General features: G+C 70.3%; 20 protein-coding genes. 11 read left to right on the top strand and 9 right to left on the bottom strand.

Annotation, left to right across the window (positions count from 1 at the left end; all coding sequences use genetic code 11):
• Window position 1: 1 nt before the first annotated feature.
• From ACIQCZ_RS36300 to folE, 5 genes are all read left to right on the top strand, one after another.
• Complete coding sequence (locus ACIQCZ_RS36300) at window positions 2–1,135, top strand: zinc-dependent metalloprotease (RefSeq protein ID WP_402289289.1); 1,134 nt, start codon at window positions 2–4, stop codon at window positions 1,133–1,135.
• A 199-nt stretch (window positions 1,136–1,334) separates the two neighbouring features.
• Window positions 1,335–2,399 carry a tRNA lysidine(34) synthetase TilS gene (gene tilS, locus ACIQCZ_RS36305; RefSeq protein WP_402289292.1) on the top strand — a complete coding sequence of 355 codons (1,065 nt, stop codon included), beginning with the start codon at window positions 1,335–1,337 and terminating at the stop codon, window positions 2,397–2,399.
• A gap of 99 nt (window positions 2,400–2,498) precedes the next feature.
• On the top strand, window positions 2,499–3,038 hold the full coding sequence (gene hpt, locus ACIQCZ_RS36310) for a hypoxanthine phosphoribosyltransferase (protein ID WP_072487175.1): 540 nt from the start codon (window positions 2,499–2,501) through the stop codon (window positions 3,036–3,038).
• Between the two features lie 211 nt (window positions 3,039–3,249).
• Entirely contained in the window at window positions 3,250–5,280 is a 2,031-nt protein-coding gene (gene ftsH, locus ACIQCZ_RS36315; RefSeq protein ID WP_351077494.1) for an ATP-dependent zinc metalloprotease FtsH, read from the top strand.
• 151 nt (window positions 5,281–5,431) lie between these two features.
• The gene (gene folE / locus ACIQCZ_RS36320) at window positions 5,432–6,037 is read left to right on the top strand and encodes a GTP cyclohydrolase I FolE (RefSeq protein WP_351077564.1); all 606 of its coding nucleotides are present in this window, start codon (window positions 5,432–5,434) and stop codon (window positions 6,035–6,037) included.
• Between the two features lie 35 nt (window positions 6,038–6,072).
• Here the strand turns inward: folE and ACIQCZ_RS36325 are convergent, their stop codons facing one another.
• From ACIQCZ_RS36325 to ACIQCZ_RS36350, 6 genes are all read right to left on the bottom strand, one after another.
• Window positions 6,073–6,555 (bottom strand): DUF3180 domain-containing protein, encoded by a 483-nt coding sequence (locus tag ACIQCZ_RS36325; protein ID WP_376278778.1) that lies wholly within the window; start codon window positions 6,553–6,555, stop codon window positions 6,073–6,075.
• 83 nt (window positions 6,556–6,638) lie between these two features.
• Window positions 6,639–7,250 carry a 2-amino-4-hydroxy-6-hydroxymethyldihydropteridine diphosphokinase gene (folK, locus tag ACIQCZ_RS36330; RefSeq protein ID WP_389606750.1) on the bottom strand — a complete coding sequence of 204 codons (612 nt, stop codon included), beginning with the start codon at window positions 7,248–7,250 and terminating at the stop codon, window positions 6,639–6,641.
• Window positions 7,247–7,606: a dihydroneopterin aldolase gene (gene folB / locus ACIQCZ_RS36335; protein ID WP_093893688.1), complete on the bottom strand. Its 360-nt coding sequence runs from the start codon at window positions 7,604–7,606 to the stop codon at window positions 7,247–7,249. The genes folK and folB overlap by 4 nt, the downstream gene beginning before the upstream one ends.
• A gap of 193 nt (window positions 7,607–7,799) precedes the next feature.
• Window positions 7,800–8,282, bottom strand: a complete 483-nt coding sequence (locus tag ACIQCZ_RS36340; RefSeq protein ID WP_402289297.1) for a nuclear transport factor 2 family protein — start codon at window positions 8,280–8,282, stop codon at window positions 7,800–7,802.
• Window positions 8,279–9,076: a dihydropteroate synthase gene (gene folP, locus ACIQCZ_RS36345; protein WP_402289335.1), complete on the bottom strand. Its 798-nt coding sequence runs from the start codon at window positions 9,074–9,076 to the stop codon at window positions 8,279–8,281. Before folP ends, ACIQCZ_RS36340 begins: the two co-directional genes overlap by 4 nt.
• Window positions 9,077–9,169: 93 nt before the next feature.
• Window positions 9,170–11,011: a phosphatidylglycerol lysyltransferase domain-containing protein gene (locus ACIQCZ_RS36350; protein ID WP_402289300.1), complete on the bottom strand. Its 1,842-nt coding sequence runs from the start codon at window positions 11,009–11,011 to the stop codon at window positions 9,170–9,172.
• A gap of 141 nt (window positions 11,012–11,152) precedes the next feature.
• Between ACIQCZ_RS36350 and ACIQCZ_RS36355 the strand changes: the two genes are divergently transcribed.
• A complete protein-coding gene (locus ACIQCZ_RS36355) occupies window positions 11,153–12,274 on the top strand; it encodes an alpha/beta hydrolase (protein WP_402289303.1) in 1,122 nt (373 codons plus the stop codon).
• Between the two features lie 233 nt (window positions 12,275–12,507).
• Here ACIQCZ_RS36355 and ACIQCZ_RS36360 read toward each other — a convergent pair whose 3' ends face one another.
• On the bottom strand, window positions 12,508–13,695 hold the full coding sequence (locus tag ACIQCZ_RS36360; RefSeq protein WP_402289306.1) for a betaine/proline/choline family ABC transporter ATP-binding protein: 1,188 nt from the start codon (window positions 13,693–13,695) through the stop codon (window positions 12,508–12,510).
• Between the two features lie 130 nt (window positions 13,696–13,825).
• Between ACIQCZ_RS36360 and ACIQCZ_RS36365 the strand changes: the two genes are divergently transcribed.
• The 4 genes from ACIQCZ_RS36365 (at window position 13,826) to ACIQCZ_RS36380 (ending at window position 17,449) form a co-directional block, all read left to right on the top strand.
• Window positions 13,826–14,536: an ABC transporter permease gene (locus ACIQCZ_RS36365; RefSeq protein WP_402289308.1), complete on the top strand. Its 711-nt coding sequence runs from the start codon at window positions 13,826–13,828 to the stop codon at window positions 14,534–14,536.
• A gap of 3 nt (window positions 14,537–14,539) precedes the next feature.
• On the top strand, window positions 14,540–15,217 hold the full coding sequence (locus ACIQCZ_RS36370; RefSeq protein ID WP_402289310.1) for an ABC transporter permease: 678 nt from the start codon (window positions 14,540–14,542) through the stop codon (window positions 15,215–15,217).
• A 136-nt stretch (window positions 15,218–15,353) separates the two neighbouring features.
• The gene (locus ACIQCZ_RS36375; RefSeq protein WP_402289313.1) at window positions 15,354–16,343 is read left to right on the top strand and encodes an ABC transporter substrate-binding protein; all 990 of its coding nucleotides are present in this window, start codon (window positions 15,354–15,356) and stop codon (window positions 16,341–16,343) included.
• A gap of 95 nt (window positions 16,344–16,438) precedes the next feature.
• Window positions 16,439–17,449, top strand: coding sequence for a hypothetical protein (locus ACIQCZ_RS36380; RefSeq protein WP_402289316.1), 1,011 nt, complete (start codon window positions 16,439–16,441; stop codon window positions 17,447–17,449).
• Window positions 17,450–17,548: 99 nt separating this feature from the next.
• On the opposite strand, the gene ACIQCZ_RS36385 is transcribed toward ACIQCZ_RS36380, so the two are convergent.
• A complete protein-coding gene (locus tag ACIQCZ_RS36385; protein WP_402289319.1) occupies window positions 17,549–18,691 on the bottom strand; it encodes an NADH-quinone oxidoreductase subunit D in 1,143 nt (380 codons plus the stop codon).
• 110 nt (window positions 18,692–18,801) lie between these two features.
• Window positions 18,802–19,794, bottom strand: coding sequence for an SAM-dependent methyltransferase (locus tag ACIQCZ_RS36390; protein ID WP_402289321.1), 993 nt, complete (start codon window positions 19,792–19,794; stop codon window positions 18,802–18,804).
• 96 nt (window positions 19,795–19,890) lie between these two features.
• Here ACIQCZ_RS36390 and ACIQCZ_RS36395 point away from each other — a divergent pair, with 96 nt between their 5' ends.
• On the top strand, window positions 19,891–21,093 hold the full coding sequence (locus ACIQCZ_RS36395) for a sensor histidine kinase (RefSeq protein ID WP_402289324.1): 1,203 nt from the start codon (window positions 19,891–19,893) through the stop codon (window positions 21,091–21,093).
• The last annotated feature ends 91 nt before the right edge of the window (window positions 21,094–21,184 follow it).

Below are 21,184 nucleotides of genomic sequence, written 5' to 3' on the forward strand. Positions count from 1 at the left end.
CATGACGAGCATCGGTGGTGCCGAGATGGTCGACTGGAATCTCGCGGTCGCGACCGCGACCCGACTTGTGCGGCCGGGGCCCGAGATCAGCCGTGAGGAGGCCCGCGAGGTCGTCGCGGAACTGCGCCGGCATGCCAAGGCCGCGGAGGAGCACGTCCGTTCCTTCACCCGGATGATCCCCGAGGGGACCGAACCGGAGGACACCCCGGTCCTGATCGTGGACCGGGCGGGCTGGATCAAGGCCAATGTCGCGGGTTTCCGCGAACTGCTCCGCCCCCTGCTGGGAAAGATGCAGGACCGGCGTGGCAACGGGCCCGGCGGCGCCGTGCTCGGCGCGGTCGGCGGCAAGGTGACCGGTGTCGAGGTGGGGATGCTGCTGTCGTTCCTGGCCTCCCGGGTCCTCGGCCAGTACGAGACGTTCGCTCCCGCCACCCGTGACTTCCCGGCCTCGGCCGACGGCGGCGGCAGGCTGCTGCTCGTCGCCCCGAACATCGTCCACGTGGAGCGCGAGCTGGAGGCCGACCCGCACGACTTCCGGCTCTGGGTTGCCCTCCACGAGGAGACTCACCGCACCCAGTTCACCGGGGTGCCCTGGCTCCGCGACCATCTGCAGGGCGAGATCCAGTCATTCCTCGAAGAGACCGATGTCGACCCGGTGACCGTGCTGGAACGACTCCGCGAGGCCGCCCAGTCCCTGGCCGGGGGCCGCCCCGAGGGAGAGGACGGCGAGGACGGCGGCCGCAGCCTCGTCGAACTCGTCCAGACGCCCGCCCAGCGCGAGATCCTCGGCCGGCTCACCGCCGTGATGTCCCTGCTCGAAGGGCACGCCGACTATGTGATGGACGGCGTCGGCCCCGAGGTCGTCTCCTCCGTCGGCGAGATCCGGGAGAAGTTCCAGCAGCGCAGGGCGCGCGGTGCGAGCCGCCTCGACCAGGCGCTGCGCAAGCTCCTGGGCCTCGACGCCAAACTGCGTCAGTACCGGGACGGCGAACGATTCGTCCGAGCCGTGGTCGAGGAGGTCGGGATGGACGGCTTCAACCGGGTCTGGACCTCGCCGAACACCCTCCCGACCAAGGCGGAGATCGCGAAACCGACGGACTGGATCGCGAGGGTGCACCGTAAGGCAGACTCCTGATCGCGACGGGCCCGACGGCGGACGACAGGACGAGAACGCGCCGGTAATCACCCATCCGAGGGACCGTAGGGGCATGGGAAGGCGTGCAATGCTCGATGGACGGCTTGCCTCTGTCACCATCGACGCACTCTGAGTGACGGCACTCTCCCGTCCCGGCACTCCGAGGAACCTCCCCCGAACTTCACGAAGGGCACCGGACATGGGTCCCCATCCTGCGGTCGCGGCGATACGCCTGGCGGTCCGCCGCGTACTCCACGACGTACTCACCGAACACACCCGGCGCACCCCGCGCCCCGAGCTCGCCGAAGCCGGTGCGGGCGGGCGGCGCGCCCCGTTCCCCGACCGCCCGGACACCCCACTCGTGCTGGTGGCGTGCTCCGGCGGCGCCGATTCCATGGCACTCGCCTCCGCCCTCGCCTTCGAGGCCCGCAAACTCGACGTCCGGGCCGGCGGCATCACCGTCGACCACGGCCTCCAGGACGGATCCGACACCCGGGCCGCCGAGGTCGTCGACCGCCTCACCGCCATGCATCTCGACCCGGTCGAGTCCGTCGCCGTGCAGGTCGGCCACGAGGGCGGCCCCGAGGCCGCCGCCCGCGACGCCCGCTACGCCGCGCTGGACGCGGCGGCCGAACGGCACGGCGCCGCCGCCGTCCTGCTCGGCCACACCCGTGACGACCAGGCGGAGACGGTGCTGCTGGGGCTGGCCCGCGGCTCCGGCATCCGCTCGCTCTCCGGCATGGCCGCCGCGTCGGGACCGGCCGGCCGCTACCGCCGCCCCTTCCTCCAGCTCGACCGCCAGACCGCCCGCAAGGCCTGCCTCGTCCAGTCGCTGCCCGTCTGGGACGACCCGCACAACATCGACCCCGCCTACACCCGCTCCCGACTGCGCCACGAGGGTCTGCCCGCCCTGGAGAAGGCGCTGGGCAAAGGGGTCGTCGAGGCCCTCGCCCGTACGGCGCAGCTCTCCCGCGACGACGCCGACGCCCTGGACACCTGGGCCGCCGAGGCCGACCGCACCGTGCGGGACGACGCGGGCCGGCTGGAGTGCGCCAAGCTGTACGCGCTGCCGCCCGCCGTGCGCCGCCGGGTGCTGCGCCGGGCCGCCATGGAGGCGGGCTCCCCGCCCGGTTCCCTCTTCGCCCGCCACATCGAGGAAGTCGACCGTCTGATCACCGGCTGGCGCGGCCAGCGGGCCATCAACCTGCCCGGCCGCGTCGAAGCCAGGCGGCAGGGTGGCAGACTGGTGATTCGGCAGAGCTGAAGCACGAGCGGCTGACACGCAGGCGAGCGGCCGCGCAGGGCCGGGGCACCGTTCCGGATCCGGCAGGCAAAGAAAGAGACGCGGGTGAACGAGAAGGACATGGGCACCGACCTTCAGTCGGTGCTCCTCACCAAGGAAGAGATCGACGCGAAGCTCGTCGAGCTGGCCGCGAAGATCGACGCGGAGTACGCGGGCAAGGACCTGCTCATCGTCGGCGTCCTCAAGGGCGCAGTGATGGTGATGGCGGACCTGGCGCGTGCGCTGTCCACCCCCGTCACCATGGACTGGATGGCCGTCTCGTCGTACGGCGCGGGCACCCAGTCCTCCGGAGTCGTCCGGATCCTCAAGGACCTGGACACCGACATCAAGGGCAAGCACGTCCTGATCGTCGAGGACATCATCGACTCGGGCCTGACCCTGTCCTGGCTGATGTCGAACCTCGGCTCGCGCGAGCCCGCGTCCCTGGAGATCTGCACCCTGCTGCGCAAGCCGGACGCGGCCAAGGTCGCGCTCGACTGCAAGTGGGTCGGTTTCGACATCCCCAACGAGTTCGTCGTCGGATACGGGCTGGACTACGCGGAGAAGTACCGCAACCTCCCCTTCGTCGGCACGCTCGCCCCGCACGTCTACGGCGGCTGACCCGCCTCCGGTCCCGGGGGCCGGCTCGACCGGGACGGGGCGCCGGGAACCTTTCACCGGATTCCCGGCGTTGAGCATTCGAAGGCAGGTTTTGACAGACGTCCCCGGCGGTCGCGGGTGACAATGCTGGGGTACCGTCCGAAGAACAGTCTTTTCTCACAGCAGCATTTACCTACGGGCAGGAGGGACGGGGCGTCATCGCCCCGTATGGATGGACGTGAAGCGATACTTCCGTGGGCCGGTCATGTGGATCGTGCTGGCCGTCCTCGCCGTGGTCGTGTTGATGCAGGTCGTCGGCTCGTCAGGCGGCTACAAATCGGTGGACACCGGCAAGGTGATCCAGGCGATCAGCAAGGACCAGGTGGCGCAGGCCAAGCTGACCACCGGTGACGAACAGATCATCAAGATCGAGTTGAAGAAGGACCAGAAGCTCTCGGGCGAGTCCGGCAGCAAGTTCCAGGCGAGCTACATCGGCGACCAGGGTGTCCAGCTGGCCGACACGCTGCAGCAGAAGTTCGAGAGCGGCAAGATCGACAAGGGCTACACCGTCTCGCCGTCGAAGCAGTCCCCGTTCATCTCGATCCTCCTCTCGCTGCTGCCCTTCGTCCTGATCGTGGTCGTCTTCCTGTTCCTGATGAATCAGATGCAGGGCGGCGGCTCCCGGGTCATGCAGTTCGGGAAGTCCAAGGCCAAGCTGATCACCAAGGACACCCCGAAGACGACGTTCGCCGATGTGGCGGGGTCGGACGAGGCCGTCGAGGAACTCCAGGAGATCAAGGAGTTCCTCCAGGAGCCGGCGAAGTTCCAGGCCGTCGGTGCCAAGATCCCCAAGGGTGTCCTGCTGTACGGGCCTCCCGGTACGGGCAAGACGCTGCTCGCGCGCGCCGTCGCGGGCGAGGCGGGCGTCCCGTTCTACTCGATTTCCGGCTCCGACTTCGTCGAGATGTTCGTCGGTGTCGGTGCCAGCCGGGTCCGTGACCTCTTCGAGCAGGCCAAGGCGAACGCCCCGGCGATCGTCTTCGTCGACGAGATCGACGCCGTCGGCCGGCACCGCGGTGCCGGAATGGGCGGCGGCCACGACGAGCGCGAGCAGACGCTGAACCAGCTGCTCGTGGAGATGGACGGCTTCGACGTGAAGGGCGGCGTCATCCTGATCGCCGCCACGAACCGGCCGGACATCCTCGACCCGGCGCTGCTGCGTCCGGGCCGCTTCGACCGGCAGATCGCGGTCGACCGGCCGGACATGCAGGGCCGTCTCGAGATCCTCAAGGTGCACCAGAAGGGCAAGCCGGTCGCGAAGGACGTCGACCTCGGCGCCGTCGCCCGTCGTACGCCCGGCTTCACCGGTGCCGACCTGTCGAACGTGCTGAACGAAGCGGCGCTCCTCACGGCGCGCGGCAACCAGAAGCTGATCGACAACAAGATGCTCGACGAGGCCATCGACCGCGTCGTGGCGGGCCCGCAGAAGCGGACCCGGATCATGTCCGAGAAGGAGAAGAAGATCACCGCGTACCACGAGGGCGGACACGCCCTGGTCGCGGCGGCTTCCCCCCAGGCGGACCCGGTCCACAAGATCACGATCCTCTCCCGCGGCCGCGCCCTCGGTTACACGATGGTGCTCCCGGAGGAGGACAAGTACTCCACGACGCGCAACGAGATGCTCGACCAGCTGGCCTACATGCTGGGCGGGCGCGCGGCCGAGGAGCTGGTCTTCCACGACCCGACCACCGGTGCCGCGAACGACATCGAGAAGGCCACGGCAACGGCCCGCGCGATGGTCACGCAGTACGGCATGACGGAGCGGCTCGGCGCGATCAAGTTCGGCGGCGACAACACCGAGCCCTTCGTGGGCCGGGAGATGGGCCACCAGCGCGACTACTCGGAAGAGGTCGCGGCCCTCGTCGACGAAGAGGTCAAGAAGCTCATCGAGACCGCGCACAACGACGCGTGGGAGATCCTCGTCGAGAACCGCGACGTGCTGGACGCCCTCGTTCTCCAGCTCCTGGAGAAGGAGACGCTCGGCAAGGAGGAGATCGCCGAGATCTTCGCCCCGATCGTGAAGCGCCCGGCCCGTCCGGCCTGGACCGGTTCCGCCCGACGCACCCCGTCGACGCGGCCGCCGGTGCTCTCGCCGAAGGAGCTCGCCCTCACCAACGGCGCCACCACGGCGAACGGCTCGGTCGTCCCCACGGACACCGTCCCGGCCACCGAGGTGATCCCGGAGGAGCGCCCGGAGAGCTGATCCGCGACCCCGGTGTGGCCCCTGTCACGGGGCCGCACCGGGCCCGGAATGGATGCCGCGCCTCCACAGGTTCTAGCCTGTGGGGGCGCGGCTTTTTCGTACGCCCGTACGGAGGTAGGTGCGGGTGACAGCTCAGAGGAACGAGGCACAGATGACCGACCCGGTGACGTTGGAGGGCCAGGGTCCGATCGGTGAGTTCGACGAGAAGCGGGCCGAGGCGGCCGTTCGCGAACTCCTCATCGCCGTGGGCGAGGACCCGGACCGTGAGGGACTGCGGGAGACGCCGGGACGGGTGGCACGGGCGTACAAGGAGATATTCGCGGGTCTCCACCAGGAGCCCCAGGATGTTCTGACGACCACGTTCGACCTCGGCCACGACGAGATGGTGCTGGTCAAGGACATCGAGGTGTTCAGCACCTGCGAGCACCACCTGGTGCCCTTCCGGGGCGTCGCGCATGTCGGGTACATCCCGGCGACCAGCGGAAAGATCACCGGCCTTTCGAAGCTGGCCCGCCTGGTCGACGTCTACGCCCGGCGACCGCAGGTCCAGGAGCGGCTCACCACTCAGATCGCCGATTCGCTCATGGACATCCTGGAGCCGCGCGGGGTCATCGTCGTCATCGAGTGCGAGCACATGTGCATGTCGATGCGCGGTATCCGCAAGCCCGGTGCGAAGACGCTGACGTCGGCGGTGCGCGGGCAGCTCCGTGATCCCGCGACGCGCGCCGAGGCGATGAGCCTGATCATGGCGCGCTGAGTTCCGGCACGGCGACGCAGGAGAGCTCGGTGGTCCTACGCGGCCGCCGAGCTCTTGTCGTTGTCCTCGTCCTCCGGGAGCTTGCAGATGCGCTCCAGCCAGAGGGCCGCGGCCACCACCGCGATACCCGCCAGCACCGCGAAGCCCGCGTAGATCGCCTGGTCGCGGCGGGCGGGGATGTCGAGGGAGCCGAGCAGGAAGACGCCCGTGCCCCCGTACATGCCGGACACCAGGGAGACGACCAGCGCGCTGGCCTGACCGAAGACCAGGGCCCGCGCCGCCATCAGTGGCTCGACGCCCTTGGCTCCCGGCCGGCGCTCGCGCTGGGCGCGCAGCCGGGAACGGATGGAGAGTGCCGTGGCGAGCAGGATGACCGCGATCACCGCGAGCACGATCGGTGCGGCGAGGGGAACGCTCGGCAGGCTGCCGACGGAGTCCCAGAGGCGGGCGCCGCCCCAGGAGAGCACCCCGGCCGCGGCGAAGAGGCCGGTCAGTACCCCGAGCCGTAGTTGCTTCACCGAGTGCTCCGCCCTTCGCTGCCGGTGGCCCGTGTCGCCACCGGTCCGTATCGCCAGTGATCCGTGTCCGTCGAGCCTAACGACTACTCGGGGAGACGGAGTTCCAGATCGGCCCGGGGCAGCACGCCCTCCCGGCCGACACCGGCCAGCAGCTCGGCGACGGGGCCGGCGCCGGGCAGCTGGGCCTCGGGGTCGACGTCGTGCCACGGAGCGAGGACGAAGGCCCGCTCATGGGCCCGGGGGTGAGGCAGGGTGAGCACCGGGTCGTCGGAGACGACGTCCGCGTACGCCACGATGTCGACGTCGATGGTGCGCGGGCCCCAGCGTTCCTCACGGACCCGGTCGAAGGCCTCCTCGATGGCCTGGCCGCGCTCCAGGAGCGAGGACGGGGGAAGCGTCGTCTTCACGACGATCACCGCGTTGAAGTACGAGGGCTGGGAACCGGGAGCGACGCCCCAGGGCTCCGTCTCGTACACCGGGGAGACCGCCTTGACCCGCAGGCCGGGGGTGTCCTCCAGAGCGTCTATGGCGCCCTGGAGCGTCTCCAGGCGGTTGCCGAGGTTGGAGCCCAGCGAGATCACGGCACGTTTGGGATTGGAGAGGGTGATGTCCGCGGCGTCCACCTGCTCGACCACGGAGGCGGGCACCGGCTGTACGGTCGGGTCGCTCTGCCCCTCGGTAGAAAATGCAGTCATACTCGGCTCCGGGTGATGGTGATGGTCACATCGTCGAACGGGACGGTGATCGGCGCATCCGGCTTGTGCACCACCACCTCCACCTCCTCGACTCCTTCGTGCTTGAGGCACTTCTGGGCGATGCGCTCCGCGAGCGTTTCGATCAGATCGACCGGTTCACCCTGCACCACGTCGACGACCTCCTCGGCGACGACGCCGTAGTGCACGGTCTTCGTCAGGTCGTCGGCGGCTGCCGCGGGGCGGGTGTCGAGGCCGAGCACCAGGTCCACGATGAACGTCTGACCCTCTTCCCGTTCCCGGGGGAAGACGCCATGGTGTCCACGGGCCTTGAGGCCGCGCAGCGCGACACGATCCACGCGAATCACTCCTGCTGTCGTAGGGCGTAGAGACACGGGGCCGCGTGCGGACGGCGAGGTGCTCTCTTTCGAATCTACCTGCGAGCACCGACAGTGCTCGCCCGCGGGGGGCTGTGGGGAGGCTTCGCGGGGCTGGTAGCCGCTACTACCCCCGGACCCGGATTCCAACCCACCCATCGGGCGGATGCCTCGGTCAGGAGGGGGATTCCTCGTCCTCGTCCTCATCGGATTCGGTCATCACGGGCGAGCCGTGATGGGACCAGAGCTTCCAGCCGTCCGGAGTGCGCCGGAACACATTGGTGGCCACGACGAGTTGCCCGACCAATGGTCCGAGTGCGTTGCCGTCCTCGGCGGGGCCGCCGCTGAGAATGTTCTCGGTGCAGGTCACCAGTGCCGTGTCGCCGGTCATCGAGACCCCGACGTCGGTCAGGAAGAACTGGATGTACTCGGTGTTCGCCATGATCAGGGCGTAACTGCGCAGCACCTCGCCGCGGCCGGTGAGCACCGGCCAGCCCGGGTGGACGCAGGAGACGGTGAGGTCCTCGCCCGGCAGCCAGAGGCCGGAGAGCTCCTCGAAGTCGCCGCGCTCCATCGCCTCGTAGAAGGAGGTGTTGGCCTGCTCGACGGCCGCGATGTCGGCGGCCGCCTCCGCGTGCTCGTCGCGGGGCCCGCTCATGCGGCACCCTCGACGGCGCGGGCCACCCGTACGGCGTCGGCCGTGGCCCGGACCTCGTGGACCCGGACGGCCCAGGCACCCGCGCGGGCGGAGAGCGCGGAGATCGCCGCGGTGGCGGCGTCGCGTTCGCGCGCGGGGGGCGGCGCGGCGCCGTCACCGGCCAGCACATGGCCGAGGAAGCGTTTGCGGGAGGCGGCTACCAGCAGCGGACGGCCGAGGGCGCGCAGTTCGTCGAGGTGGGCGACCAGGGAGAGGTCGTGGCCGGCCTCCTTGGCGAAGCCGAGGCCGGGGTCGATCACGATCCGTTCCGGGGCGACTCCGCCCGCGACCACGGCGTCCATCCGTTCCCGCAGTTCCGTGACGACCTCGGCGACGACGTCCTCGTAGACCGCCCGGCTGTTCATGGACTCGCTGAAGCCGCGCCAGTGCATCACCACGAACGGCGCTTCGGCCGCCGCGACGACCCGGACCATGTCGGGGTCGGCGAGGCCGCCGCTGACGTCGTTGACCAGGGCGGCCCCGGCCTTGACCGCCTCGTCGGCGACACGGGCCCGCATCGTGTCCACCGAGACCATGACCCCTTCGGACGCCAGACCCCTGACCACCGGGACCACGCGGCGCAGCTCCTCCGACGCGTCCACCCGGCTGGCGCCAGGACGGGTCGACTCGCCGCCGACGTCGACCAGGTCGGCGCCCTCGGCGACCAGGTCGAGGCCGTGTTTGATCGCGGCCGTGGTGTCGAACCAGCGGCCCCCGTCGGAGAAGGAGTCCGGGGTCACATTGACGACACCCATGACCGCACAGCGGTCCCACTCCGGCAGGCCTTGGACCGTGCCTCGTCCACGCAACGTACTCATGCGACCAGCGTAGGCCGATACGGCGTGCTGTTATGCCGCGCGTGCGTGGTGCTCCTGGCCCGGCGGTGGGGTGTGGGCGCAGGGGCGGGCCCGGCGGCGCGGGAAGCGGCGGGCGAAGGGACGGGGCAGCGCGAGGTTCACGAAGCCCTCGGCCTGCATCGCGGCGAGAGAGATGCGGGGCAGGTCGCCGGCGGCGCGGTAGACCACGAAGCGGGGCTCCCAGCGGGGCCGGAACTTGGCGTTGAACTTGTACAGCGACTCGATCTGGAACCAGCGCGACAGAAAGATCAGCAGTCCGCGCCAGGTCCGCAGCACCGGTCCCGCACCCAGTTTCTCGCCGCGGGCGAGCGCCGAGCGGAACATCGCGAAGTTCAGCGAGACGCGCTCGACGGAGAGCTGCGAGGCGGACTGGAGGGCGGCGACGATCAGCAGTTCGTTCATGCCGGGGTCCGCGGAACGGTCGCGGCGCATCAGATCGAGGGACATGCCGTCGTCGCCCCACGGGACGAAGTGGAGCACGGCCTTCAGGTCGCCGTACGGGGAGTCGGCGGTGTGTTCGTCGGTCTTGTGGGCGGTGGCGATGATGCAGTCCCCGTCGGCCGGGTCACCGATCCGGCCGAGCGCCATGGAGAAGCCGCGCTCGTTGTCGGTGCCGCGCCAGTCGGCGGCGGCCCGCCGGATGCGGGCCAGTTCGGCCTCGCCGATGTCGCGGACGCGCCGGACCCGCGTCTCGTAGCCAAGTCGTTCAATGCGCTTCACCATCTGGCGTACGTTGCGCATCGCGCGCCCGGCGAGCGAGAAATCCGCGACGTCCACCACCGCCTCGTCGCCGAGTTCCAGCGCGTCCAGCCCGGTCTCGCGGGTCCAGACCTCGCCGCCGGTCTCGCTGCAGCCCATCACGGCCGGGGTCCAGGAGTGGGCCTTGGCCTCGTCCATGAAGCGTTCGATGGCGCCCGGCCAGGCCTCCACGTCGCCGATCGGGTCGCCGCTCGCCAGCATCACCCCGGACACGACGCGGTAGCAGACGGCGGCCTTGCCGCTGGGGGAGAAGACGACGCCCTTGTCGCGGCGGAGCGCGAAGTGGCCGAGCGAGTCCCGGCCGCCGTGCTTCTCCAGCAGGGCGCGCAGCCGGGCCTCGTCGTCCTCGGTGAGGCGTGCGGCCGGGTGCTCGGGGCGGAAGGCGAGGTAGATGGTGGTGACGGCGGTCAGCAGGCCGAGGGCGCCGAGTGAGTAAGCCACGGTCGAGGAGGTGACTCCGGCGTACTCGACGGGGCCTTCGAATCCGAACAGCCCGTACAGCACGTGCTGGAGCCGGTCGGCGACGCTGGGGCTTCCCACGACACGGCCGGGGTGGACGCTGACGATGACCAGGCCGAGGCCCAGCGAACCCGCTCCGAGGAGCACGAAATTGGCCAGGGCCCGCCAGCGGCTCCGGGGATCGGGGAGCGCGGCGAATTCGCCGCGGTGGCGGACCAGCAGGAGGCACAGCGCCAGCGAGACGAGCGTGCCGATGACGGAGTGCCGGTAGGCGAACTGCGCCAGCGCGCCGGCCGGCAGCAGGAGGGCGGCCGCCCGCCAGGCCCGCCGCTTGCGTCGCTTGAGGCCGTGGGCGAGGAGGAGCAGCAGGACGCCCGCGCTCAGGGAGAGGGCTGCGGCGAACGGGCCGAGGGCGCCGGGGAGCACCTCGGCGAGGGTGTGCATCCGGCTGTGCCGGAAGCGTGGGAAGACGCCGGCGGCCACGTCGATCAGGCCGACGACGGTGCAGGCGGTACCGACCAGCGTCGGTACGGATTCGGGTCGCGGGCCGCGTACGAACTTGCGTACAGGACTCGGAACCGATCCCGATTTATCCCCATCTAGCGTGACAGACATCGCTTCCCGTGGTTCCGCGAGAGAGATTCTTGAGTCCTTCGGCCGTGGCGCTCCGGACGATGTGCGACTTGTAGGACGAGGCTTCCACGCCGGGGGTTCACCCGCCGGCCGGAAAATTCCAGACAAGAAAGCTCACCCCTCATGGGTCTTACCAGCAAGGCGTTCCTGGCCGCCGCCATCATGCTGGCCGTGGTGTTCTTCGCCGCCACGGTCTGGCTCTGGCCGCGGCTGGCCCGGCGCAGTGCGCCCGCGGTGTTCGGCAGGGTCGGTCTCCTGCTGGCGACCCAGGTGACGGTCTTCGTCTCCGTCGCACTGGTGGCGAACAACTCGTTCCTCTTCTACGGGTCCTGGGCCGACCTGTTCGGCCAGAAGCAGGAGCTGGGTGTGGTCACGGACCGCGCGGCCGGCGCCCTGGCCTCCAAGAACATCGTCCGGGTCGGGATACAGCGGCCGGACGGGCCGGGCGGCTCACTGCCCACGAGGAACGGGCGGATCGACAAGGTCGTCATAGCGGGGCGGGAGTCGAAGATCGAGAGCTCGGCGTACGTGTATCTGCCGCCGGAGTACTTCCAGCCCGCGTTCGCCCGCCGGAAGTTCCCCGCGGTCGTCGTCCTCACCGGTTACCCGGGTGTCTCGGAGAACCTTCTGAAGGGTCTTCGGTACCCGCGGACGGCACACGACCGGGTGAAGGCCGGCCGGGCCCAGCCGATGATCCTGGTGATGCTGCGGCCGACGGTGGCGCCGCCGAGGGACACCGAGTGCGTGGACATAAAGGGCGGTCCGCAGACGGAGACGTTCCTGGGCAAGGATGTGCCGCGGGCGGTCTCGGACGAGTACCGGGTCGGCAAGCTGGCGCGCAACTGGGGCATCATGGGCAATTCGACCGGTGGCTACTGTGCGCTGAAGATAGGACTCCACCATCCGGACCGGTTCGCCGCGAGCGCCGGGCTCTCCGCGTACTACAAGGCGGCCGAGGACCCGACGACCGGTGACCTCTTCCACGGCGACCAGGACGCGCGCAACCGCTCCGATCTGATGTGGAGCCTGGACCATCTGCCGCAGCCCGACTCGTCCTTCCTGGTCACGACCTCCAAGCACGGCGAGGGGAACTACCGCTCCACGATGCGGTTCCTCGACAAGGTGAAGGCGCCGGCCCAGGCCTCGTCGATCGTGCTCGACAGCGGCGGGCACAACTTCAACACCTGGCGACGGGAGATCCCTTCGGCGCTGGACTGGATGAGCAGCCGGCTGAGCGAGAGCTGAGCCGCGCCCGGTTCCGCTCCGACGGCGCCGGTTCCTGCGTCGACCGTGCCGGCCCTGCCCTGACCGGGCTGGTTCCCGCGTCGACCGGGCCGGTCCTGCCCTGACCGGGCCGGTTCCCGCGTCGACCGGGCCGGTCCTGCCCTGACCGGGCCGGTTCCCGCGTCGACCGGGCCGGTCCAGGTCCCTGCGTCGGCCCGGCCCCCGTCACCGGCCCGGCCGGGCCGGTGACCGGCTCACCGTGCGGCGGTCTTGGCGAAGCTCTCCACGGTCTCGACGGCGACCTCGGTGCGCGGGACGGCCTGGGCGTCCGCGTCGATCGAGCGGCGCAGCGCCTCATGGAGCCGGGCCGGGGTGAGCACGCCGAGGAAGCGGCCGGTGCTCTCCTCGTCGATGACGGCGATCCAGCCGGCGTCGTGCTGGAGCATGGTGGCGAACGCCTGCTTGAGCGGGGCGCCGACGGGCAGCCACGCCTCCATCCTGCGGGCGTGGGCGCGCACCGTGTCCTCGGCCCCGCCGACGGGGCTGTCGGCCGGGATCCAGCCGTGCAGATTGTCCTCGCCGTCCAGGACGACGGCCCAGCGCGCCCCCTCGGCCCGCAGCCGTTCGGTCGCCCTCGCAAGGGAGTCGTCGAGGTGGACGACCGGCGGCTGGTCCAGGTCGCCCTCCTCGATGGGGGTGACGGAGAGTCGCTTGAGCCCGCGGTCGGCGCCGACGAAGTCTGCGACGTAAGGAGTGGCCGGCGCGCCGAGCACGGTCGCCGGGGAGTCGAACTGCTCGATGGATCCCTGTCCGTAGACGGCGATGCGGTCACCGAGCCGGACCGCTTCCTCGATGTCGTGGGTGACGAACAACACGGTTTTGCGGACCTGTGCCTGAAGTTTCAGGAATTCGTTCTGCAGCCGTTCCCGTACGACGGGGTCGACCGCGCCGAAAGGCTCGTCCATCAGCAGCACCGGCGGATCCGCGGCCAGTGCCCTGGCCACGCCCACGCGTTGGCGCTGACCGCCGGAGAGCTGCTCCGGATAGCGGTCGCCATAAACGGAAGGATCAAGTCCGACAAGGTCCAGGAGTTCCGCCGCGCGCTCACGGCCCTTTCCCCGTTTCCAGCCGAGGAGATGGGGAACGGTCGCGGTGTTCTCCAGGATCGTACGGTGCGGGAAGAGCCCCACCTGCTGGATCACATAGCCGATACGACGGCGCAGCCGAACGGGGTCGATGGCCGATATGTCGTCCCCGTCGAGGAATATCCGTCCCTCGGTCGGTTCGATCAGCCGGTTCACCATCTTCATGGTGGTCGTCTTGCCGCAGCCCGACGGTCCGACGAGCGTGACCAGTTCACCCTCGGCGACCTCGAAGGAAAGGTCGTCGACGGCGGTGGTGCCGTCCGCGTACCGCTTGGTGACGTGCTCGAAACGGATCATGGTTCCCCATTGTGGCGCGTGTTCTGTGAAGGACATGTTGCTGGAATACAACGGCTTCGGCGATTGTCAGTGGTCGGGGATAGGGTCGCCAGACATCGGTACGAGGCGGAAATCGGGAGGTGGGGGACGGATGGCTGCCGCACAGAACTGCATGGTGACGAACGACTGGATCTGCGGGGAGTATCTCCGTTCCCGCAGCCAGGAGTTGACCGATGCGACGGTCCAGCACATCTGGATCACCGCGGTCTCGGTGGCGATCGGACTTCTGGTGGCCTTTCCGCTGGCGCTGCTCGCCCGTCGCAGCCGTCGCTTCGCCGGACCGGTGCTCGGGCTGACCACGGTGCTCTACACCGTGCCCTCGCTCGCCATGTTCTCGCTGCTGCTGCCCCTGTTCGGACTCTCCGCGGCACTGGTCGTCACCGGCCTGGTGCTCTATTCGCTGACCATTCTCGTGCGGAACATCCTGGCCGGCCTCGAAGCGGTGCCGCAGGAGGCGAAGGAAGCCGCGAAGGGCATGGGCTACGGGCCGGTGCGCCTGTTGTGGGAGGTCGAAGTCCCTCTCGCCATGCCCGCGCTGATGGCCGGCGTACGGATCGCCACGGTCTCCACGATCGCGCTGACGACGGTCGGATCGATCATCGGCAGAGGCGGCCTCGGCAATCTCATAGGGGACGCCCTGCCCAGCTTCTTCAAGGCCCAGGTGCTCACCGCCTCGGTCCTGTGCGTACTGCTCGCGGTCGTCGCGGATCTGCTGTTGCTGGGCCTCCAGCGGCTGTTGACCCCCTGGACCCGCATACGCGCCACGCACGCGGGCGCGGGCGCCACGGCAAAGGCGGTCTGAACCATGGGAGTTCTCGGCGAGGCCTGGACCTGGCTCACCACCGGCGCCAATTGGTCGGGGGAGAGCGGTGCGGCGCACCGGCTCGGCGAGCATCTGTACGTCAGCGGTGTCGCGCTCGCCCTGGCCTGCCTCATCGCGCTGCCGATCGCGCTGTACCTCGGGCACATCGGGAAGGGGGGTGCGCTGGCGGTCAACCTCTCCAATGTGGGGCGGGCGATTCCGGTCTTCGCGGTGCTGGCCCTCTTCATGGTCTCGCCGCTGCGCAACGCCGGATATGTGCCGACAATCATCGCGCTGGTGCTGTTCGCCGTGCCGCCGTTGCTGACCAACGCCTACGTCGGGATGACGGAGGTCGACCGGTCGGTGGCCGAGGCGGCGCGGGGCATGGGCATGTCCGGGGGGCAGCTCTTCGTGCGGGTCGAGCTGCCGCTGGCCTACCCGATGATCATGACCGGGCTGCGCTCGGCCGCGGTCCAGGTGGTCGCCACCGCGACGATCGCCGCGATGGTCGGGCAGGGCGGTCTCGGCCGGATCATCACCGCGGGTTTCAACACGTACAACACGCCGCAGGTGGTCGCGGGGGCGCTCCTCGTCGCCGCGCTCGCTCTGCTGGTGGAGGCGGTGCTGGTGGCCCTGGACCGGATGCTGTCACCGCTGCGCCGCCGTCGCGGGACGGCATGACGGCCCCCACGCCCGTCCGTCACGACCATCCGTCGGGCAAAAGAACGCCCCCTCACGTGCCCGACGCCCCGGCGATCTCTCCCGGTCCCGGGATCCCTTCTCGAACCATCCCTGTTGCTGTGGACGGAGACAACTCATGAGCAAGACCTCGCGCATAGCGGGTGCGGTCATCGGCATGGTCGCGCTGGCCGGCTCGCTCGCCGCCTGCGGCGGCGACAGCCTGGAGAAGGACAAGGGGGGCTCGGCGTCCTCCGGCGCCTCCGGCGGCGGCTCGGGGAAGAAGGGGTCGCTCGTCGTCGGCGCGGCGTCCTTCACCGAGTCCAAGGTGCTCGCGGAGCTGTACGCGCAGATCCTGGGCGATGCCGGATACAGCACCTCGATCACCACGGTGGCCAACCGGGAACTGTACGAACCGTCCCTGGAGAAGGGCGAGATCGACGTCGTCCCCGAATATGCCGCGACGATCGCGGAATTCCTGAATGCCAAGGTGAACGGCGCGAAGCAGGCCGAGAAGAAGCCGGTCGCCTCCGGTGACGTGGCCGCCACGGTCGCGGCGCTGGAGAAGCTCGCCACCCCGCGCGGACTGAAGGTGCTCCCGGCCGGCGGGGCCGTCGACCAGAACGCCTTCGCGGTGACGAAGGAATTCGCCGCCGAGCACAAGCTCAAGTCCCTTTCGGATCTCGGCAGGTCGAAGGCCGAAGTGAAGATCGCGGCGGGCGACGAGTGCGAGGTGCGGCCGTTCTGCGCGCCGGGCCTGAAGAACACGTACGGCGTCAATGTCACCGGTATCGACCCCAAGGGAGTCGGCACCCCGCAGTCCAAGCAGGCGGTCAAGGACGGCAAGGACCAGTTGGTCCTCACCACCACCACGGACGCGGTACTGGACAGCTATGGACTGGTGTTTCTGGAGGACGACAAGAAGCTTCAGAACGCGGACAACGTTCTGCCGGTCGTCAATGCCGAGGACGCGGGTTCCCAGGATGTAGCCGACGCGCTCGGCAAGCTCACCAAGGCCCTCACCACCCAGGATCTGGCGGAACTGAACCGCAAGGTCGACGCGGAGCGCGCAAAACCCGCCGATGTGGCCAAGGACTATCTGCGGTCGAAGGGCCTCATCAAGAAGTAGGGATCGGGAGGATTGGGGGGCCGTCAGGTAACCGGCCGGGAACAGATTGGCGGGCGGCTCCCCAAGTGCCTCCTACACACGGTAAATTTCAGGCCATGCCACGTGGACGTCATCGCCATTCGCCACCTCTGCACAGAATCCTTCCGTCTTCGGCCGTCGTCGGAGTCTCGGTCCTCTGTGCCGGGGGCGCCTGGCTGCTCGCCGAGCCCCTGGTCCTGCGCGGTCTGGTGGCCGCCGCGGCGGCCGCTGCCGTGACCGGTGCGTATCTGATGCGCAGCTGGGACCGGGAAGCGGGCCGTCGCGTCGCGGAGCTGACGCGAGCCCGCGCCGGGGACGCGTGGCGGGCCGAGGAGCGCGTGGCCGAGCTGGAGGCGGACCTGGAGGAGTCGCGGGAGCTGCGCGTACGGCTGGAGACGAAGCTGCGTCGCAAGCGCGTGGAGCTCGCCAACCTGCGTGGTGAGCACGCCGCGCTGCTGCGCCGGTACGCCAACGCCGAGACCGGGCGGGCCAGTGCGCTGGAGGGCCGCAGGCAGCTCGCGCTCGAAGCCGCCGCGCCCCGGGAGCTGCCCGCCGCGCGCAGCACACCGACACCGGCCGCCTACCTGCGTGCCGCCCAGGCGCTGGAGGACCTCTCGCGCAACGGGGCCCTCCAGGAGGCGCGCCGTACCGCCGAGCAGGCCAGGAAGCGCGATCTCGCGGAGCGCGCCCGGGAGGCGGAGGAGCGGCAGGGGAAGCACGCGGCCGCCGCGGACCCGTCGGACGCGCGGCTCCTCCGTCCGCCGACCGCACTTCCCGCGTCCCGGCCGTCCGCCGCGCTGCCCGCGGCCCGCACCGTGCCGGTCGCCAGCACGGTCGCTCCGTACGCGGCCCCCCGGCGCCAGCCGGTGCCGCAGGGCAGCTTCGACTTCTTCGGGACGCAGAAGGCGCGCGCCGCGATCGAGTCCGTGCAGAACGAGGACCTCGCGGACGTCGTGGGCGAGGAGGCGCTGGCCGCGCACCGTACGGGATCGGCCGAGAACCGGGCCGTCGGCAAGGTCATCGACCTGACCGCGCACGACGAGACCGAACAGCTGGACGTGGTGCAGCTGCGCAGCGCGATCTCGTAGGGCCTCTCGTCCGGATCCTGCCCGGCTCGTGCCCCGGTCGCCGATCAGGCACGATCCGGACGGAAGACCCCGGCACGGGGTCTTCCCACGGGGCAACGACTACTTGTCGATGTCGCCGACGACGAAGAAGAGCGAACCCAGGATCGCCACCATGTCGGCGACCAACGTGCCCGGCAGCAGCTCGGTGAGCGCCTGGATGTTGTTGTACGAGGCGGAGCGGAGCTTCAGCCGGTACGGGGTCTTCTCGCCCTTGGACACCAGGTAGTAGCCGTTGATGCCGAGCGGGTTCTCGGTCCAGGCGTAGGTGTGGCCCTCGGGGGCCTTCAGGACCTTGGGCAGCCGCTGGTTGATCGGACCGGGTGCCAGGCCGGCGATCCGGTCCAGGGAGGCGTCCGCGAGATCGAGGGCGTTGTGCGTCTGCTCCAGCAGGCATTCGAAGCGGGCCAGGCAGTCGCCCTCGGTGCGGGTGACGACCTTGAGCGTGTCCTGGAGCTCCCCGTACGCGAGATACGGCTCGTCGCGCCGCAGATCGAAGTCGACCCCCGAGGCGCGGGCGATCGGCCCGGACACCCCGTACGCGTGGACGGTCGCGGCGGACAGCACGCCCACACCGCGGGTACGGCCCCGGAAGATCTCGTTGCCGAGCACCAGGTCGTCGTACACGTCCATCCGGGAGCGGACCGAGGCGACGGCGTCCCGGGCACGGCCGAGCCAGCCCGCAGGGAGATCCTCCTTGAGGCCGCCGACCCGGTTGAACATGTAGTGCATCCGGCCGCCGGAGACCTCCTCCATCACGGCCTGGAGTTCCTCCCGCTCGCGGAACGCGTAGAACACCGGGGTGATCCCGCCGAGTTCGAGCGGGTACGAGCCGAGGAACATCAGATGGTTCAGGACCCGGTTCAGCTCGGCGAGCAGGGTGCGCGTCCAGACCGCGCGCTCCGGGACCTCCATGCCGAGCATGCGCTCGACGGCCATCACGACACCCAGCTCGTTGGAGAACGCCGACAGCCAGTCGTGGCGGTTGGCAAGCATCACGATCTGCCGGTAGTCGCGGGCCTCGAACAGCTTCTCCGCGCCTCGGTGCATGTAGCCGATGACCGGTTCGGCGTGCTGGATGCGTTCGCCGTCCAGGACGATGCGCAGACGGAGCACGCCGTGGGTGGAGGGGTGCTGGGGGCCGATGTTGAGCACCATGTCGGTGCTCTCCGCCGCGCCGCCGATGCCGACTGTCGTCTCCGTCATACGGCCAGTATTCCTTGAGCGGTGGGGTGATGGACGGTGCGGGGTGGGGTGCGCGACCGTTCCCCCGTCCGCCCCTTCCCGGAAACGGGACTGCGCCCCGGACCCGCGGCTCAGAGCCTGTCGGGGCCGTTCTTGCGCTGCATCAGCCAGCCGAAGTCGCCGAGGCCGCCCCGGGCCGTCAGCTCCGCCGCCTCGCCCGCCGAGGCGAGGGCCCGTACGTACCCGGCCGGGTCGGCGGACGCCAGGGACAGCGGGGGGCGCCCGCCGTCGACGCCGAGGCGGCGCAGCGCCTCGCGCTGCGTCAGCACCTCGGGCGGTACGTCGGCCCCGGCCGCCGCGGCGCACGCGTCCAGTGCCACGTGCGAGGTGAGGTCGCAGCTGCCGTCCGGTACCGGTCGCACCTCGCGGCCGGCCCGGAAGCCGGTCAGTGTGCCGAAGGGCGGCCGTGCCTCCCGCGCGTGGGCGTAGTCCACCGCCACCGCGAGGCCCCGGGCCAGCGAGGACACCGCCCCTGCCCAGGCCTCGTCGCGCGGGCGGCCGATCTCCGCCCGGCCGCCCGGCCCGGCCGACGGCCACCAGCGGCGCAGCCATTCGGCATCCGCCCCGGTCACAGGATCGCCCAGCCGTTCCGCACCGTCCGCCGTCCGCACCAGGACGTACCGGTCGACGCCGTCCTCGTCGGTCTCGACGACCTCGGTGGGGACGTTGTCCAGCCATTCGTTGGCGAACAGCAGCCCGTACGTTCCTCGTGGGGGTTCGGCGCACCACTCGATCCGGGGATCCAGACCGGCCGGGCGCGCGGCGAGCTCCACGGCGTACGCCCGCACGTCCAGATCACCGGCCCCCGTGGCCGGAAGCGCGGCCAGCACCCCGGTCAGCAGTTCGCCCCGCCCCGCGCCCAGGTCCACCAGATCCACCGAGCCGGTGTCCAGCTCCCGCGCCGTTGCGACCAGCAGCCGGGCGACGGCCGAGGCGAACAGCGAAGACGCGTGGACGGAGGTGCGGAAGTGGCCCGCCGGCCCCTCGGGGCTCCGGTAGAACCCCCCGTCTCCGTACAAAGCGGCCTCTGCCGCCTCCTGCCACCCACGCCACTCATCCGTCACGTTCCCAAGTCTCCACCTTGGGGAGTACGGTCCCAGGAGCTGGATCGGCCCTTCGGCTGACCCATGCACCCACCGCCTGTCCCTACGCTGGGTTACGTGCAGCGCCTCTACGACTTCATCCGCAGACACCCGACGGGCGTCGACAGCTGCTGGGCTGTCTTCCTCCTCGGGCTCTCCGGCCTGTCCATGGTGGCGGATCCCGGCCGCGGAAGTGAGCGGCTGCCTGCCGTACCGGTCGTCATCGGCCTCTGCACCGTCGTCGCGCTGCGTCGGCGCGCACCGGAGAAGATGCTGGTGCTCGCCGTCGCGATGGGCGTCGTGCAAGTGGTGTTCGGGGTCAAGCCGGGCGTCGTGAACTTCGCGATGCTGGTGATCGTCTTCACCGTGGCCACCGTCGGGCAGCGCTGGGCGTCCCGGCTGGCGCTGATCTGCAGCCTGAGCGCGGCCACCGTCGCGCAGCTGCGCTGGCCGCAGGACGTGCCCCAGACCGGTTGGCTGCAGCAGGTGTTCGTCGTCGTCGTGATGACCGTGCCGTTCGTGCTCGCCTGGGTGCTCGGCGACTCGATGCGCACCCGGCGCGCGTACTTCGACCAGCTGGAGGAGCGCGCGGCCCGGCTGGAGCGGGAGCGCGAGGCTCAGTCGAAGGTCGCGGTGGCCGCGGAGCGGGCCCGGATCGCCCGCGAGCTCCACGACGTCGTCGCGCACAACGTCTCGGTGATGGTGGTGCAGGCGGACGGCGCGGCGTACGTCATGGAGGCGGCCCCCGACCAGGCGCGGCAGGCACTGGAGACCATCTCCAGTACCGGCAGGCAGGCCCTCGCCGAGATGCGGCGGCTGCTCGGGGTGCTGCGGACCGGGGACGCCAAGGAGAGCGGGGAGTACGTCCCGCAGCCCGACGTCGAGCAGATCGAGGACCTCGTCGAGCAGGTCAGGCAGACCGGCCTGGCCGTCGACTTCAAGATCGAGGGCACGCCCCGCCCGCTGCCCAGCGGGGTGGAGCTGACCGCGTACCGCATCGTGCAGGAGGCCCTGACCAACACCCGCAAGCACGGCGGCCCGGACGCCGGGGCGAGTGTGCGGCTGGTCTACTTCGACGACGGCCTCGGGCTGCTGGTCGAGGACGACGGGCGGGGCGCGGCGCACGAGATGTACGAGGACGGCGGCGCCGACGGCGCGGGCCACGGGATGATCGGTATGCGCGAGCGGGTGGGCATGGTCGGCGGCACGCTGGACGCCGGGCCGCGCCCCGGCGGCGGGTTCCGGATCAGCGCACTGCTGCCGCTCAAGCCGGCCCACTAGTGCTGTGGCCGGAAAGGTTTGCCGGGAGGCTCGCGGCGTCCGGTGCGGTGCGTCGCAAGGCGGAGGATCGCCCTCGTGCCGGCCGCACTCG

It is taken from the genome of Streptomyces sp. NPDC093149 (assembly GCF_044754145.1).
GTDB lineage: Bacteria > Actinomycetota > Actinomycetes > Streptomycetales > Streptomycetaceae > Streptomyces.